The 15,473-nt window shown below is 63.9% G+C and carries 14 protein-coding genes and 2 pseudogenes; 10 read left to right on the top strand and 6 right to left on the bottom strand.

Annotated elements, in window-relative coordinates; genetic code table 11:
- Window positions 1-73: 73 nt before the first annotated feature.
- The 3 genes from AC4BCK_RS11405 to AC4BCK_RS11415 all read right to left on the bottom strand — a co-directional run bounded on the left by AC4BCK_RS11405 (window position 74) and on the right by AC4BCK_RS11415 (window position 4,049).
- Window positions 74-895, bottom strand: a complete 822-nt coding sequence (locus AC4BCK_RS11405; RefSeq protein WP_400512037.1) for a hypothetical protein — start codon at window positions 893-895, stop codon at window positions 74-76.
- Between the two features lie 537 nt (window positions 896-1,432).
- Window positions 1,433-2,299, bottom strand: a complete 867-nt coding sequence (locus tag AC4BCK_RS11410) for a hypothetical protein (RefSeq protein WP_400512038.1) — start codon at window positions 2,297-2,299, stop codon at window positions 1,433-1,435.
- Window positions 2,283-4,049, bottom strand: coding sequence for an NAD(P)/FAD-dependent oxidoreductase (locus tag AC4BCK_RS11415; protein WP_400512039.1), 1,767 nt, complete (start codon window positions 4,047-4,049; stop codon window positions 2,283-2,285). Before AC4BCK_RS11415 ends, AC4BCK_RS11410 begins: the two co-directional genes overlap by 17 nt.
- 155 nt (window positions 4,050-4,204) lie before the next feature.
- Between AC4BCK_RS11415 and AC4BCK_RS11420 the strand changes: the two genes are divergently transcribed.
- The 3 genes from AC4BCK_RS11420 to AC4BCK_RS11430 all read left to right on the top strand — a co-directional run bounded on the left by AC4BCK_RS11420 (window position 4,205) and on the right by AC4BCK_RS11430 (window position 6,498).
- Window positions 4,205-4,567 carry a UBP-type zinc finger domain-containing protein gene (locus AC4BCK_RS11420; protein WP_363936227.1) on the top strand — a complete coding sequence of 121 codons (363 nt, stop codon included), beginning with the start codon at window positions 4,205-4,207 and terminating at the stop codon, window positions 4,565-4,567.
- A 143-nt stretch (window positions 4,568-4,710) separates the two neighbouring features.
- Window positions 4,711-5,877, top strand: coding sequence for a cytochrome P450 (locus tag AC4BCK_RS11425; protein ID WP_363957415.1), 1,167 nt, complete (start codon window positions 4,711-4,713; stop codon window positions 5,875-5,877).
- 180 nt (window positions 5,878-6,057) lie between these two features.
- Entirely contained in the window at window positions 6,058-6,498 is a 441-nt protein-coding gene (locus AC4BCK_RS11430; RefSeq protein ID WP_400512041.1) for a hypothetical protein, read from the top strand.
- 11 nt (window positions 6,499-6,509) lie between these two features.
- On the opposite strand, the gene AC4BCK_RS11435 is transcribed toward AC4BCK_RS11430, so the two are convergent.
- Window positions 6,510-6,746: a hypothetical protein gene (locus tag AC4BCK_RS11435; protein ID WP_490565951.1), complete on the bottom strand. Its 237-nt coding sequence runs from the start codon at window positions 6,744-6,746 to the stop codon at window positions 6,510-6,512.
- Between the two features lie 359 nt (window positions 6,747-7,105).
- On the opposite strand from AC4BCK_RS11435, the gene AC4BCK_RS11440 reads away from it, so the two are divergent.
- From AC4BCK_RS11440 to AC4BCK_RS11455, 4 genes are all read left to right on the top strand, one after another.
- Complete coding sequence (locus AC4BCK_RS11440; protein ID WP_436055089.1) at window positions 7,106-7,798, top strand: histidine phosphatase family protein; 693 nt, start codon at window positions 7,106-7,108, stop codon at window positions 7,796-7,798.
- Between the two features lie 24 nt (window positions 7,799-7,822).
- Window positions 7,823-8,377 (top strand): DUF3090 domain-containing protein, encoded by a 555-nt coding sequence (locus AC4BCK_RS11445; protein WP_490565952.1) that lies wholly within the window; start codon window positions 7,823-7,825, stop codon window positions 8,375-8,377.
- Entirely contained in the window at window positions 8,377-9,144 is a 768-nt protein-coding gene (locus AC4BCK_RS11450) for an SCO1664 family protein (protein ID WP_490565953.1), read from the top strand. Before AC4BCK_RS11445 ends, AC4BCK_RS11450 begins: the two co-directional genes overlap by 1 nt.
- A gap of 215 nt (window positions 9,145-9,359) precedes the next feature.
- On the top strand, window positions 9,360-10,391 hold the full coding sequence (locus AC4BCK_RS11455) for a restriction endonuclease (protein ID WP_363936240.1): 1,032 nt from the start codon (window positions 9,360-9,362) through the stop codon (window positions 10,389-10,391).
- 12 nt (window positions 10,392-10,403) lie between these two features.
- Here AC4BCK_RS11455 and AC4BCK_RS11460 read toward each other — a convergent pair whose 3' ends face one another.
- Entirely contained in the window at window positions 10,404-11,123 is a 720-nt protein-coding gene (locus AC4BCK_RS11460) for a hypothetical protein (protein WP_400597967.1), read from the bottom strand.
- A gap of 196 nt (window positions 11,124-11,319) precedes the next feature.
- Here AC4BCK_RS11460 and AC4BCK_RS11465 point away from each other — a divergent pair.
- Window positions 11,320-11,589 (top strand): annotated as a pseudogene (locus AC4BCK_RS11465) (IS21 family transposase); the annotation flags it as partial.
- A 49-nt stretch (window positions 11,590-11,638) separates the two neighbouring features.
- Here the strand turns inward: AC4BCK_RS11465 and AC4BCK_RS11470 are convergent.
- Window positions 11,639-12,928: an ISL3 family transposase gene (locus tag AC4BCK_RS11470; RefSeq protein ID WP_310258686.1), complete on the bottom strand. Its 1,290-nt coding sequence runs from the start codon at window positions 12,926-12,928 to the stop codon at window positions 11,639-11,641.
- Window positions 12,929-13,030: 102 nt separating this feature from the next.
- Here AC4BCK_RS11470 and istA point away from each other — a divergent pair.
- Both istA and AC4BCK_RS11480 read left to right on the top strand, forming a co-directional pair.
- Window positions 13,031-14,335 (top strand): annotated as a pseudogene (gene istA / locus AC4BCK_RS11475) (IS21 family transposase); the annotation flags it as partial.
- Window positions 14,332-15,078 (top strand): ATP-binding protein, encoded by a 747-nt coding sequence (locus AC4BCK_RS11480; protein ID WP_363937873.1) that lies wholly within the window; start codon window positions 14,332-14,334, stop codon window positions 15,076-15,078. The pseudogene istA and the gene AC4BCK_RS11480, both read left to right, overlap by 4 nt.
- The last annotated feature ends 395 nt before the right edge of the window (window positions 15,079-15,473 follow it).

Genomic DNA, 15,473 nt, shown 5'->3' on the forward strand with positions numbered 1-15,473 from the left:
CGTTGAGCCCTTCTTGCGGGAACACGAAATCTGGTGCTTCGTCCAGCGCTTCGCACCCCCGTGGCACATCCTTCTACGGCAGCCCGTCCACCGCGTCGAGCCCGCGCCGGGCGACGACGTAACCCCAGAGCAACAGCGCATGGGGACGTGTCCCCTTCCAGCTCATGGGGGTAGAAGCGCCGTCCCGCTCCACAACAGTGGCTGACCAGCGGCGGCGTACCAGCCCGGGCCGGCGGAGGCGGAGTGTGGTGAGGGAGGCGTACGGGATCCAACGGCCTGCGTGCTGCTTAGCGAGCCTGACGGCACGCGCCGGCGTCACGGTGGCGCGCTGAAAGCGGGGGTTCCCGCCCGGGTCCAACGGACCGTGCGGGATGGTTCCGGCGGGCAGGATGAGGATGCCGTTCATGTTGACCCACGCCTGGACCTGCCGGCCATCGCTGGCGGCGTCCCCGCACACCAACCGGCACAGGTCGTCGTCCTCTTCAGGTTCCACCTGCTGCGCCGGACGGGACGTAGTGGCTGGGGCGTCCAGGTGGACTCCTCCTCCGGCCGGGACATCCTTTTGGTCCGCGACATAGGGGTCATGTGCCCGCAAGTTGGCTGCTGCGACAGCCTGCATCACGGCTGCGCGCAATCCGTCGGCGCACAACCGGGGCGCGTCAACGGCGAACACCTCCCGATCGAGCTGCACAACGGAGCGGACGCCGGCCTGTCCGCCCAGGAGTTCTGCCAGATCGTCATGGTCGCGGCGCACAAACAGGCCGACTTCATCACCCAGTCCCACCTGCCAGCCGTGGCCGGCAATTTCGGGCTCAGCGTCGGGGTCGACATCGATCCAGTCCGCCAGCTCCGCCGCACGAACCGGTCCCAGATCCTCCCCTGCGCCGTAAGGCAAAAGGAGTCCCAAACGCCGGACAACATCAGCGGTGTGAACAGTACAGTCATGTTTGTTCAGTCGGTGCTGCACCAGCAGGCTCCCCCAGGATTAGTTCGGGCCAGGACCGGGGCCGCCCCAAAGGGCGGGCATCGTTACTCTTCCTGGATCCCGCAGCGACATGTCATCGAATTAGCCGGTTTCGAAGTGAGTCTGATCGTAAGTCATTTCGCCTGGGATGAAGCAGACCCCGGACCAAAAGTTTTGATCCTGTACCTGGGTATGGACTCTATTTCCGCGCCGCCTGCCCAGGTGTGGCCCTGGCTGGTGCAGATGAGGGTTCACGGGGCTGGACTGCAGTTCATCCTCCACGAAGCGGACGACGGCGGGACGCGGCTGCTGCGGACACGCACCGGTCCGGGGCGGCCGGCAGGACTGCGGTTCATGGACGTCCTGCTTCAGCCGGGTTACCTGGTTATGGATATGCGATGCTACTGGGCATCAAGCAGCGCGCTGAGGAGTAGCCGAAGAAGGATCGGGCCTCTGCGGAAAGCCCGCTCAGCTAATTCCGGCCCGCGCTCCGGGCGATCGCGATAGGGCGAATGCCCATCCACCGGCGGTTCCTATGGCCAGCAGTACGGTGGCGAAGCCGATGGCCGGTGCGCTCGGCCATGCCAGGGCGCCGCCATACCGCAGCAGGGCAAGCGCCTGCAGAATGACGAAGGCAACCGAGGTCAGGGCCACGGGGCGTACGGTGCGGAGGTCTGCGCTGGACTGGCCCTGCGCAGCCGACCATCCCAGGCCGACCATCCACGCTCCGACCGCCCTCGCCGTGAGCTCGGACAGTGTCCAGGGCCACCACGTGGCGGCATAAGCGGGTATTGCCAGAAGCGCCACACCGTAGCACAGCAGTACCCCGGCGATTCCCGCCATGAGCAGCCGTAGCGCAGGGGGCAGCACCGGCCGACCCGCCGTCACGGACGTTGGGGCAGGACGCCGGGAGCGTATCTGCATCCAGCTGACCACGAGCATCGCCACGGGCACCATGGCATAGATCGCCAGCCACGCCCAAGTGGCTATCTGGGCCAGTGCGCCATTTTCTGGCGAGAGGTGGAAGCGATCCAGATGAAGCAGGGTGACCCCAAGAGTCAGCGTAGTGAAGACGAACACTGGCCAGACTGCCAGCCTCGCTGACTCCCAACTCGCTGAGCGGGCGCCCGTCACCTCCAGGCCGGCGGCCGACCAGTATGCCGCCCCGAGGAAGACGGCGGTCATGGGCGGATTGACGGTCCACGCGAACCATTCCGCCGTCCGCAGCGGAAACACGAACAGCACGAGCCCGGCAAGAAACACGAGGAATGCAGCGACGTAGAGCAGCCACCGCATCGGCGGAATCAACGGTGTGCCCTCAGTTGAAGCGGACATCTCCGGGCAGCTCCTCGGATACGGCAGCATCACCCGGGGCAGGGGGCGAAGCAGGCAGGGGGTGCTCGGCCAGGTAGGTGTGGAGCATCGAGACCACGGTGGCCCCGTCCCCCACAGCGGTAGCCACCCTTTTGATGGAACCGGCCCGCACGTCGCCGATCGCAAAGATGCCGGGCATGCTGGTTTCCAGTGCCAGCGGATGCCTCCCGGGCCTGAGGGACCCGGCGTCGTTCACATCCCGGTTGGCGCCGGTGCGGAGGAAACCGGCCTGGTCACGCTCTACGGTGTCGGGCAGCCAGGAGGTCCGCGGCACCGAACCGATCAGCACGAATAGACCGCCGGCTTCGATCTCCTCGCCCGGCGTTGCGTCGGCGGCGCCGGGTGAGGCGACCTTGACCGAGGCAAGGAAGCCGTCCCGGTCGCGGGCGCCCACGATTACGGTGCCATAGCGGATCGCAACGTTCCTGGTGGCCTCCAGTTGGGAGATGAGGTATTCCGACATGCTCACCGACAGGGTGGGGCCACGCACCAGGAGCGTCACCTTCTTCGCGAACTTGGCCAGGTGCAGGACCGCCTGTCCGGCCGAGTTCCCGCCACCCACAACGCAGACGTTCTTACCGGCCATCGACGGCGCCTCGGAGACTGTGGCCCCGAAGAAGACGCCCCTGCCCACCAGATCCTCTATCTGGGGTATCCCGAGGCGCCGGTAGTCCACTCCGGTGGCCACCACCACTGTGCGGCACCGCACCTGGCTGCCATCGGAAATCGACACAGCGTAGAGTGCTCCGTCCGCGCCGAGGCCTTCCACCTTCCGCAAGAACAGGAAGTCCGTGCCCAAAGTCCAGGCCTGGTGGAACGAGCGGTAGGCCAGATGGGCGCCACTGACACCCCGGGAGAAGCCAGGGTAGTTGCGGATCAAGGAGCTGGTGCCGGCCTGGCCCCCCACAGCCTCTCCCTCAACCACCATGGTGGCGAGGCCCTCCGAGGAGGCATAGACGGCGGTTGCAAGACCGGAGGGACCGGCTCCAACCACCACCACATCGAAAACCTTGTCCGGTGGTGGCGGTCGCGTCACCCCCATCGCCTCGGCAATCTCCAGGTCAGTTGGGTTCTGGAGGACAATTGGTGAAGCAGTGAACTCCAGCACCAGGACTGGCAGCATGGGGTCGCGCAGGCCAAGGCTCTCCAGCGTCCGTTCCGCAGTCTCGGACCCCACAGGATGGAAGCCCACCGGAATGTGGTTTCGGCTCAGGGAGTCGCGCAGCGAATGGGTCCTCCCGTCGCCAACCTCCCCGATCAGCCTGACAGCCTCGAACCCGACCCCCTGGGCCAGGTGCCAGTCGTCAAGGGCGTCAGTGATCGCCCCATGGAATTCTTCGTCGCGCGAGCGTTCTGGTCGGATGATCAGCAGCTCCGCGTGCCCCTGCCCGATCGCACGGAAAACGGTGGGGGCGCTGGCGAAGTCACCCCATGTCACCACAACTGCCCGCTTTGCGGCCGGGTGAAAGCCATAGGCGCGACGCAGGAAATCGAGCCCACCGCGGTCACCCGGGCCATAACACCCGAGTATGAGCGCTACCGGGCGGTTCCAGCGCCGGAGCCCCTCAAGCACCGCCCGCCCGTGGGCGTGTCCCTCGCAGGCCACCACCTCATAGTCGGCACCGTAGCGCCGGCGTAACTCATCTCCGAGAATGCGCCGGGAGTCCGAGTCAGAGGTGGCAACCAGCATGATCGGAACCGAGTGATCCATGGCCGCCGTCTTTCCGGTTCAATGGTTCGGTGGCGCTCACGATACTCGCGCTGGGACAGTGCAGACAAGGGCGCGGAGATTCTGCCAGAATTGCTCCCGGCGGGGGCAGCCGGGATGACCTGAGCAGGACCGGAGTGATGGACATGGAGTACCCCTTGGAGGACCGCCCTATCGCGGGGATCAACCTTGCCGCCACACCCAGTGGAACAGGGTGTCTGGAGTGCCTTGACGGTGACGGCCCGGGTTGGTGGCTGCATCTTCGCCGCTGCGCAGAGTGCGGCCACATCGGATGCTGCGATTCATCGCCCTCCCAGCATGCCAGCGCCCACGCGCGCAAAGCCGGTCACCCCGTCGTGAGGTCCTTTGAACCCGGGGAGGACTGGTTCTACGAGCACCCCACGAAGAAGTTCTTCCGTGGACCGCGACTTCCGGATCCCCAGTCCAGGCCACCGGAACAGCCCTCACCTGCACCGGCGGACAAGGTACCTGCAGACTGGCGGGAACGCATCCACCGGTAGCAGCGCATCCAGTAACAACCTTGCCGCCGCCTGCTAGTGACCCGGGGGCACGCGCTGGCTAAAATCAAGATTTAGCGCTCCATCGGCAGTAACCACCGCGTACGTCAGTCCGATAGAGACCCAGGCGAGCAGAGAGGCCAGCCATGGACGTCAACCATTCCGCTGAACACCAGCTCGACCCGTTTCCCCATTACGAACGAATGCGGGAAACTGCCCCTGTCTATTTCGACGAACAATCCGGCAGTTGGCACGTCTTCCGGTACGACGACGTTCAGCGGGCTTTGTCTGAATACGCCACCTTCTCGTCGCACATGGGAGGTGACGATGCATCGGGGACCGGCCAGCTGTTTTCCTCGAGCCTGATCGCCACCGATCCTCCAAGGCACCGGCAACTGCGCTCCCTGGTCACCCAGGCGTTCACTCCCAAAGCCGTGGATGCGCTGTCTCCCCGCATCGCCGGGCTCACGGACGAGCTGCTGGAGGGGTTCGCGGTCCGCGGCAGCGCAGACCTGATTAAGGAACTGGCGTACCCGTTGCCCGTCATAGTGATCTCCGAACTCATGGGGATCCCCCCGCAGGACCGTGAGCGGTTCAAACGGTGGTCCGATGTGATTGTCAGCCAAACGCGGACCGGTGCGGCCAATGAGGATCACACCGCAGCAAACGTGGAGATGACGGAGTACTTCCTGGCCCTGATCGACCAACGCAGGAGCCGCCCGGGCCAGGACCTGATCAGTACCCTGCTTGCAGCGGAGATTGACGGCCAAAAGCTGACGGTGCCCGAACTGCTCGGTTTTTGCGCCCTGCTGCTCGTCGCAGGAAACGAGACCACCACCAATCTGATCGGTAACGCCGTTTTATGCCTGGCTGAGAACCCCGGAACTATTGACCGCCTGCTCAGGGAACCAGCCCTGATTCCCAAGGCCATCGAGGAAGTGCTGCGCTTTCGGTCGCCGGTGCAGTCCATGTACCGGTTGACGGTCGCGGAGACCACCCTGGGGGACGAGGTGATTCCAGCCGGCGCACCGATCGTGGCGTGGATCGGCTCCGCCAACCGCGACGAGCGGCAGTTCCAGCGGCCTGCCGAGTTCGATGTTGATCGCGGCCACAACCGGCATCTGGCATTCGGCCACGGCATTCACTTCTGCCTCGGCGCGCCGCTGGCCCGGCTCGAAGCCAGGATTGCCCTGGAGGCCCTGTTGTCCCGTTTGCCCGGGCTTTCCCTGGAACAGGGAGCGCCCCTGGAACGAATGGACAGCACGATCGTCTATGGGGTGAAGGCACTCCAGGTGCGTTGGCAGCCGGCCTGACCGGCAAGAGTTGGTGTGCCCATGGGATCGAGGGAGAGGCGCCACCGGATTGCCTTTGCGGTGTCCTTGCTGATTCCTCCAGGGTTACTGGCCGGGTGCACGTACGAGTACATCGAACCCGGGCATCCGCCAACACGTGGCACTGAGCCAAGGAACAAGCCAACGTCCGAACCGGCCGGGGTGGCTGCGTCCGCGCCGGTTTATGTCGACCCGTTGGTCCTGGAGCGGGAGGTCAAGAACTACGGCGAGCTGGACCGGCTGCTCAAGGCGGTGCCGGGGCCCGCCATCCTTTTTGAGGAGGGACCATTGGATGGCCCGGTCAGGGGCTTTGGAGCAACGGAGCAGGTGCCGGCGGCCGGGGAGTACATCGTCACCGCTGCCTGTGTTGGTGCTACCGGCGCCACGGTGTCCGTTGGACAGGAGTATCCGGGTGCACCCTTCCGGCCGGTTGAGCTCGCGCTGGATTGTGATGGAGCCACTTCGCAGGTCATTGCGCTTGAGCAGGGGTACGTTTTTGCGCATCTGGTCCTTACCGGACCCGGTGATACTCCGTGGACGGGGGCAGTTGGCGGGGTCCGCGTGACCGGAGCAGTCCCCGCAGCAGATGAAGGCGGACGGTGACGTCCCACTGCTCACTCCGGCTGGTCCTCGAGGGACGAGACAATACTGCCGCAGCCCTGGAAGAACATCCGCCGGCCAAGACCGCCGTCAGCCCAGATCCAGATGATGGAGTAGTCACCCGTCATGGCATCCACGACGCCCGTGCCGGAAAGGCCTGCGTCCAGAAAGCTGACCCTCTCCCCCAGTGCGAACCGGGGATGCCGGATCCTCTTCCGACGCAGCTTCGAGTGGGAGGTAAACATGTTCATGAAGGTCCTTGGGTCGCGGGCGGTTCTGCCAGCTCATTACGACCCTGCCCGCTGCTCCCAGGTCACGCCTACACGTGGTGAAGCCACAGTATCCGCATTGTTGGGCGGCTGCAGCGGGAACGCTTGTTTTTGGAATGTGACCGGCCAACGCCAGCCCCGGACAGCCGGTGATGGGTGGAAGGCGATCCACAAGAACATCGCCATTGCCGCACCCTAAGCCCGCACCGGCGCAACATTATGGGTTATGCCTTCTTAGCCCAGTGAGACCCGACGCCCTTTGCTGAACCAATAGGGCAAGGTTGCCGGTTTCCATGGGCCCCGGTGCACACTGCCATCGTGCGGGTGGATAGGCTGGGTGGATGGCGACAGTTATCCTCGTGCGGCACGGACGCACCACAGCCAATGCCACTGGACTGCTGGCCGGGCGGGCCGCCGGTGTCAGCCTGGACCAGACCGGGCGCGAGCAGGCGGCTTTGACCGGAGAACGGCTCGCGGCGGTGCCGGTCGTCGGGGTGGTATCGAGCCCTCTCGAGCGTTGCCAGCAGACCGCCCAGCTCATCCTCGACCGCCAGGCCGGCACTCCGTACGCGCCGGTGGAACCCGACCTTACCGAATGCGATTACGGCCAGTGGCAGGGCCGCATGCTCAGTGACCTCGCAACCGAAGATCTGTGGTCGGCCGTGCAATCCCAGCCGTCCGCCGTCGTCTTTCCCGGCGGTGAATCCATGGCCGGGATGCAGGCCCGGGCGGTGGCCGCCATTCGCCGCCACGATGCCGCCTTCGAAGCCGAGTACGGGCCAGGAGCCGTATGGGTGGCGGTGAGCCACGGTGACGTCATCAAATCCATCATTGCCGACGCGCTGGGCATGCACCTGGACCTGTTCCAGCGAATTAGCGTGGGTCCGGCCTCCGTATCGATCGTGCGTTACAGCGCCACAAGGCCAAGCGTTTACGCGACCAACACCGAGGCCGGGGATCTGTCCTGGCTGTCGAATGGCGTCCACTCCACCGACGCGCCGGTGGGCGGCGGTGCAGGGCACCAGGCGCCTTGAGGCGCCTGTGCCTAAAATGCTCTTATGCCTACACGTGTTCATGAGTTCGACTGGCCCGATCGGGTAGTCGTCGGCACCATTGGCCCTCCGGGGGCACGGACGTTCTACCTGCAGGTGCGGGCAGGGAATCAGACGGTCAGTATCGCCATGGAGAAGCAACAGTCGGCCCTGCTCGCGGAGAAGATCGACGAAATCCTCGACCAGCTTCTCACCATTGACGGGAACCCTCACAGCGTCCCCACCAGTACTCCCATTGAATTGGTTGACAATGACCAGCTCGAGGCCGTTCAGGAGCAGTTCCGCACCGGCGCCATGAGCTTAGGTTGGGACCCGACAACGGCCCAGGTCGTGATCGAGGCCTACCCTATCTCCGATGTCGACGCTGATAACGGCGACGAACCGCTTGATGGGGACGACGCCGACGTGCCCGAAATGCTGCTGGTGCGGATGCCGGTCGGCACCGCCCGCGCCTTCGCCAAGCGCACGCGGGAGGTTGTGGGCGCCGGGCGTCCGGAGTGCCCGCTGTGTGGTTACCCCGTAGACGCCGACGGGCACGTCTGCACTCTGCCCGAAGCCTGATGCCGGCGCCTGACCTGGTGACAGCCGAGCTGACGCTCACTGGGCGCATCACGACGGCGTCGAATGCCACCTTCCTGGGCAGCATCGGCGACACGGCGGTTGTCTATAAGCCGATTGCCGGGGAGAAACCGCTGTGGGATTTTCCCGACGGGGTCCTTGCCCACCGGGAGGTTGCCGCCTATCTGGTCTCGGAGGTCCTCGGCTGGAACGTGGTGCCCCGCACCTGGCTGCGCGATGGTCCGTTAGGCGAAGGGATGGTGCAGCTGTGGCAGGAGAAAGCCCCCGACCAGAACGCGGTGGACCTCGTTGCGTCGGACGACGTACCGGAGAACGGTTGGAAACACGTCCTCCAGGGTCAGGATGAGACCGGACGGATGGTCGCCCTCATCCACGAGGACTCTCCGGCGCTCAGGCGTATGGCGGTGTTCGACGTCCTCGTCAACAATGCCGACCGCAAAGGCGACCACATCCTTGCCATGACGGACGGACATCGGCACGGCGTGGACCACGGACTTACCTTCCACCGTGACCACAAGCTGCGCACGGTGCTGTGGGGGTGGCTGGGGGACGCCCTGACCGCCGAGGAGCTTGAGGGTATCGACCGCGTCAGCGAAGGACTGGACGGTGACCTGGGCCGGAACTTGGCTGACCTGCTCAGCGCCGAGGAAATTTCCTCGCTCGCTGCACGCTGCGCCCGGTTGCGCTCGGCGGGCCGGTTTCCCGCTCCACGCGGTCACATGTCGGCGGTGCCCTGGCCGCTGTTCTGAGGGAGATACAGCTGCGGCGCTTCCCTGGCAACATTAAGTGGGCGACCTGATAAAGACTGATTAGGACTCGTGGGCGGGCAGGACAGCGTCACGAAGGCTTGAGGTCCAATCACAGGGGCATGTGGCTGTAAAGGGTTCACGTCCGCTCCCCCAGAGTCTTCCAGCAACCGCCGGTAGGCTAAGGAGGCCGAAGTGGCAAATGAGAGATGGGGGACATGTTGGTTGCAGTCTGGGGCATTCACAACGATGCACTATCGAATGAACTGGTTGAGGAAGGCTTCATCAGCATTGGTTGGTCCGTCATTCCTAATCTCCATTCCATTGGTGCTGACCGCGATTCTTTAAAGCGAGCTTTGGCTGGCGCGTACCCCGATGCCAAGGCCGGCGCAATCCCCGTCTGGGCCGGGATTCTTTACCGCTTTGGCTTCGAGATGAAAGAAGGAGACATCGTCATAGCGCCGTACCGCGCTGACAGCACCCTCAACTTCGGTGTCATCACAGGGGAATACGAGTACATCCCTGAAGCATCCGTCCATCCACATCGTCGCAAGGTCAGATGGATAAAAACGGGGGTTTCGCGAGGCCTGTTTCCCCAAGAGGCGCTCTACGAGATCGGGTCCGCGATGACACTTTTCCGTGTCAAGAAGAATGTTCAGGTCTTCATGAACTTCCTGAATGCGGGTCCGGATGCGGTCGCGCCGGGAATGCCACTTGATTCCATCGAAAGGCAGGCAGCTGATGATTGGATTGAAACCGAGCCCAGTGCCGCTCGGTTGGACCAGTTCACACACGACTTCATTCTGAAAACGCTGCTGCTGGACCTCTCGCACGAAGAATTCGAACATTTCACTGCTGATTTGCTCAGGGCGATGGGATACGAAGCGAGGGTAACGCCCTACTCCTCCGACGGTGGTGTCGATGTCATCGCTCACAGGGACCCGCTCGGTCTTGAACCTCCCGTAATCAAGGTCCAATGCAAACACACCGCCGCCCAGCAGTCCCGCCCGGACGTTCAGCGCCTCAGTGGAACGCTCGCACACGGTGAGCTGGCCCTCTTCGTCTGCCTGGGAAGTTTCAGTAAAGATGCACTGGGCTATGAGCGCGAAAGGCAAAACCTCCGTCTCCTAACGGGCGCAGATGTCGTGGAACTGACCCTGCAGAATTACGATAAGATCTCAGCGCGGTGGAAAACTCGTATTCCACTCCGTCAGGTGTACGTAGTGGACCGAGCCAGCGAGGGACGCTAGCTGGCCGACAAGCTAAAGCATCGTGTTCCTCCAGTGATCCCGCCAATTGCCATAAAGTTCGAACCTCAACGTGGGCTGCTCCGCACCACGATCAACTGAAGCCGCGACCGAAAATTCCGGGTTGCAGTTCACCAGCTTGCCACCGCATTCATCCCAAGGCTCTCGAGCACTCTTCAGTCCTCTGCTGGAAGTCTCGTAAATCCTCATGAATGATGCCGACTGCATATCCCAGCGCATGCCGAGCGTTGCTTCATGCTCCTGCACAAGTTGGAGGCCCAATGCCACGTGCGCGAAGTTACTGTCCTCTTTCCGCAATTTTGTCAGAGCCAGCCGCGCACGCTCGCGTCGGTACCGAGGCCCCAGCAGTTTCACTCCTGGGTAGCTTGACCCTGGCAAAGCAGTCAGCAACAAGGACCATTCCGCGAGGAGATCGAGACGCTTCGCCTCGGTTTGAGACCGACTGCCGGTACTGCCATATACATCTGCCACGGCACTCCAAAAGAAGACGAAGTTCTTGAGCAGCCCTTCATCCTCAAGGGAATGGGTGAGCGCCGCTTGGTCGAGTTCGATGAGGTGCCCCAACCGCAAGAACCTGTCGACTCGAGCAGCCGTTGCGCTGAAGCTCACAGTCCATTCACGGATGCCCGGCATACGGGATACAACAGGCCGCTCCTCGTTACGCAACATGTTCTTAGTCCAGTTCAAGTACGGGGTGATATCTTGCTCGGTCATGGCTTCTCCTCTAGGTGACTTAAAGCGAAGTGTGAATATTCGCTCTTTTGGGGTCCATCCGTCGTGTGTTTGGGGGCCGGCGGGCAGAGCGTGCAGTAGCGGTCTTGGGCGCCGGTAGTGGCGTTCTTGGGGGCCACCCCGGCTTAGGCTCCTTCCGTCGTGTGTATAGGGCGCACGGCGGAAGGAGTAATCATCAATGGTACGGAAGATCAGAGCGAAGCTCGTGTTGCAGCTGCGCGCCGAGGGCTTGTCAGGCCGAGCGATCGCTGCATCGCAAGGAATGTCCCGGAAGAGCATCACGGCGGTGCTGGAGGCTGCCGATGCGGCCGGTGTGGTGTGGGATGACATCGCCAGCAGTTCAGAGGGCGAGGTCTATGCCCGGCTGTTTCCCGGGCGTGGTGAGCATCAGAGCGTGTTCGCGCAGCCGGACTGGGACCAGGTCCACCGGGAGATGGCCCGGGTCGGCGTAACGGGCTCTTCGCGGTTCGTGGGGAAATGGATCCCTGGAATGAGCGTCATGCCGCCGTCCTGACGGCACTTCTCAAGAGAATAACCGATTTGTAGTTGGCGGCGTTGCGGTACCCGCGGGCGGTTCGTTTGATGTTCTTGATTGCGGTGTTGTTCGCCTCGACCTTGCCTGTCGTGGCGCCGGTAATGATCAGCACCTCGATCTCCTTCCACCACCGGCAGACTGTACGGTACAGCCTGTTCGTCTCCGGCCGTGCGGCTTCCTTGACCAGCTCCTCGAGTACCTGCTTGGCCGCCGCGGCGTCCTCCAGGGAGCCGGTGCGCAACAGGGCGCGGAGTTGTTCCTTGACCTTCCAGACGGCCTGGAGGGTGCCGGTTGGATCGTCCAGGGCGAACACTTCCTCGAGTCGGAGGGCGGCCCTACACGTGAGGGTGTCACCGCCGCGCAGCAGGAGCATGCGGTGGGCCCAGGCCTTGTCGATGGCCCTGCCGCGGCGGCCCTTGACCTGTTGGGAGAGGTTCTGCCTGGTCTCAGTCATTGCCTGGTTGGCCAGCGAGATCAGGTGGAAGTGATCGACGGCGACAGCAGTGCGGGGAAGCCACATCCGTAAGGCTTTGCGGAACGCCGCGGAGGGGTCGATTGCGACGACCTGCACGGCCAGCCGCCACTGCAGGGGCCGGGCGAACAGCCAGTCCCCGACGCCCTTGTGGTCTCGGCCGTCGACCACGCCGAGGACTTGGCCGGTGTCCAGATCCACGATGGTTGTCATCCACGGCTCGAACCGTGTCCACGCCTTCGTGGTCGGGTCCTGGAAGTAGCGCACGGACCGGAACCGGTGTTCATCAATGCCCAGCATCCGCGGACTGAGCTTGTCCACGTCGGGCAGCCGCAGCAGGCAGGCCTCGGTCACCGCAGCCCGGACCATCCACCAGGACACGGCGAAGCCGGCAGCTGTCTCCGAGAAAGCCCTGCCGGAGCGAATGACCGCGTCCACGAGCTGGTCCCGCAGCCGGCTCGTCGACCGGGCACGGCGCGGCACTTGCGGCGTGGATTCGAAGAACGAGAGCCGGTCGCACGCTGACTCTTCGCAGTACCAGCGGTACTTGGACCAGAGCACGTCCACCGGCCCGGCGACGGGAATATCGCGGAGCCGTTGAAGGCGGCGTTCCTTCCGCCGGGAGGCAATGACCCCACAGCTCGGGCAGCCCGGTAGCGCGTCAGTTTCGACGATGACCTGACGGCGGCCAGCGGACATGGTCGTGGAGATGACACGGTAGTCGGGCAGGTTGAAGAGGATGGTGGCAGCATCGGCTGCGACCCCGGTAGGCTCGTTCAAGGCTCGTGGTCCTGTTCCAGGTTGAATGCTTAGACACACTCATCCCAACAGGGCCACGGGCCCCTTTCTCTTCAACGACACGAACTCAATTCCCCATCAACCGCGAAGAGCCGCGTAACGCTGAAGCTGCTGCATGGCGAGTACGCCGATTCACTCGCCGCTGCCGGTGAGCCGGTGATGGGTTATGACCGGTTCTGCAGGACTTACCAGCGGCATGTGCTGGTCACGGGGGTGGCGTCCCGCGTCGGGCACAAGGCGGCGCAGACGGTGGAGGTGGACTGGTCGGGCCCGACGATGCAGTTGGCCGATCCGGTTACGGGCAAGCCCAGGACCGTGTATCTGTTTGTGGCTTGCCTGCCTTTCAGCCGCTACGCGTTCGTCGAACCCGCCATGGACATGAAGCAGGACACCTGGTTGCGGGCCCACGTGGCGATGTTCGAAGCCTTCACCGGTTCGGTGCCGCGGATCGTGCCGGACAATCTGAAGACCGGTGTCATCAAGCATCCCCGCGAAGGTGAGGTCGTGCTCAATGACGCTTACCGCGAGATGGCGGCGCACTATTCGGCGGCGGTGCTGCCCGGACGTATCCGGGCGCCGAAGGACAAGGCGAGCGTGGAGAACACGGTCGCCCACGTGGCTACCTGGGTCATTGCCGGGCTGCGCCAGCAGCAATTCACCTCGTTGCCGGAGCTCAGGGCCGCCATCATCGACCGGGTAGCTGCGTATAACGCGGAGCCGTTCCAGAAGCGGCCAGGGTCCAGGGCCAGCGTGTTCGCAGCCGAGGAGCAGCCGTTCCTGACGGGGTTGCCGGCAGCCGCTTACGAGATCAGCAGGTGGGTCTACGGGCGCCGGGTGGGCCGGAACGGGCACGTGGTCTGGGAGAGAAACTACTACTCGGTGCCCTTTGCCAACATCGGCACCACGGTGGACCTACGAATCACCGATCGGGTGCTTCAGGCCTACCGGGGCACCGAACGGCTGACCAGCCACCTGCTGCTGCCCGAGAGCGCGGCCAACGAGTACCGCACCAACGACGCAGACCTGCCCGTCGGCGAGAAGTACCGGCTATGGGACCCGTCCCGGGCGCGGGAATGGGCCGGACGGGTCGGCCCGGCGGCGGTGACCGTGGTCAACCGGATCTTCGAGTCCGTCCCGGTCGACGTGCAGGGCCTGGACGCGGCACTGGCCGTCTTGCGGCTCTCCCGGCGCTATTCGGCCGAACGGGTCGAGGCGGCCTGCCGGCTTGCGTTGGCAGGGCGTGTGCGGTCCCCGCGGTATGCGCATCTGCAGCCCATCCTGGCAACAGAGCAGGACAAAGCCGCCGGTTTCAGGCCACCACGGGATGAACCGGCCGAACATGGCGGGTTCGTGCGGGGCGCCGAGTACTACGCAGGTGGTGCCAAGTGAGCGGGATCGATACCGAAACCAAGCGCAAGCTCCGTGAGATGGGCGCCGCTCCGATGCTGGAGGCGCTCGAGGCCCAGGACGAGACGCTCGTGCTCGGCATGGCCTTCGAGGAACGGCTCCGCCTGATCGTGGACGAGGCCCACTCCGGCTTCAACCACGCCAAGGTCGAGGGACTGATCCGACGGGCCGGGCTCCGCTACCCGGGCGCGGACCTGCGCCGGCTCGACCTCGTGGACGAACGCGGCCTGGACCGGAACCTGATCGCCCAGCTCGGCACCTGCTCGTTCATCGAACGGCAGCAGAACGTCGTGTTTCAAGGATTTACCGGGTCCGGGAAGTCCTACCTGGGGTGCGCTCTGGCCAAGCAAGCCTGCCAGCACCGGATCCGGGCCCATTACGTCCGAATGCCCGACCTCGAGGAAGCCTGGGCGCTGGCGAAGGACAAGCCATTGGGCGCCACGAAGTTCCTGAAGAAGTACGCGGCCTTCACCCTGCTGGTGATCGATGAATGGCTTCTTGACCACCCCGACGAGGGCATGCGCAGCATGCTGCTGGAGCTACTCGAGCGCAGGTACGACACAGCTTCCACCGTGTTCTGCACCCAATACGCCAAGAAGGACTGGCACCAGCGACTCGGCTCCGGGGTCCACGCCGATGCGATCATGGACCGCATCGTGCACAACACAATCTGGGTCGATACCGGCAACCACAACATGCGTGAGCACGCCACAATGACACAGTGAGAACGCCGGTGAGGGCCAGCGGCCCCTATAGCCGCGGCCGCTGGCCCCCACCGGCAATATCAATGGCCCCGAAAGGCAATATCGTCTGGCCTCCAAGCCTCAAATACTCAGAAGTGCCCTCGGCAGATGCCAAGGGCTGGAATTCTGGAATGACTATTTGTTTATGGGGCAGGCAGTTGAATCTAGTCACGCGATAAGACGTAGCGCAGGAAGCGCAGAAGGCCCCCGGGACGATCCGGAGGCCTTCATTACTTCTAACATTATCTTCTTTGCTGCGTTACCAAATCAAGAAGCGCTTTTCTGGCTGGCTCCTAGAGCGATCGGTTCTGTTGGCAACCTAGACAAGGTGCTGATTACACGGCGCTACCCCGGCTTGCTAATTTGCTCCTGTCACT

The organism is Pseudarthrobacter sp. As-47 (assembly GCF_058215595.1).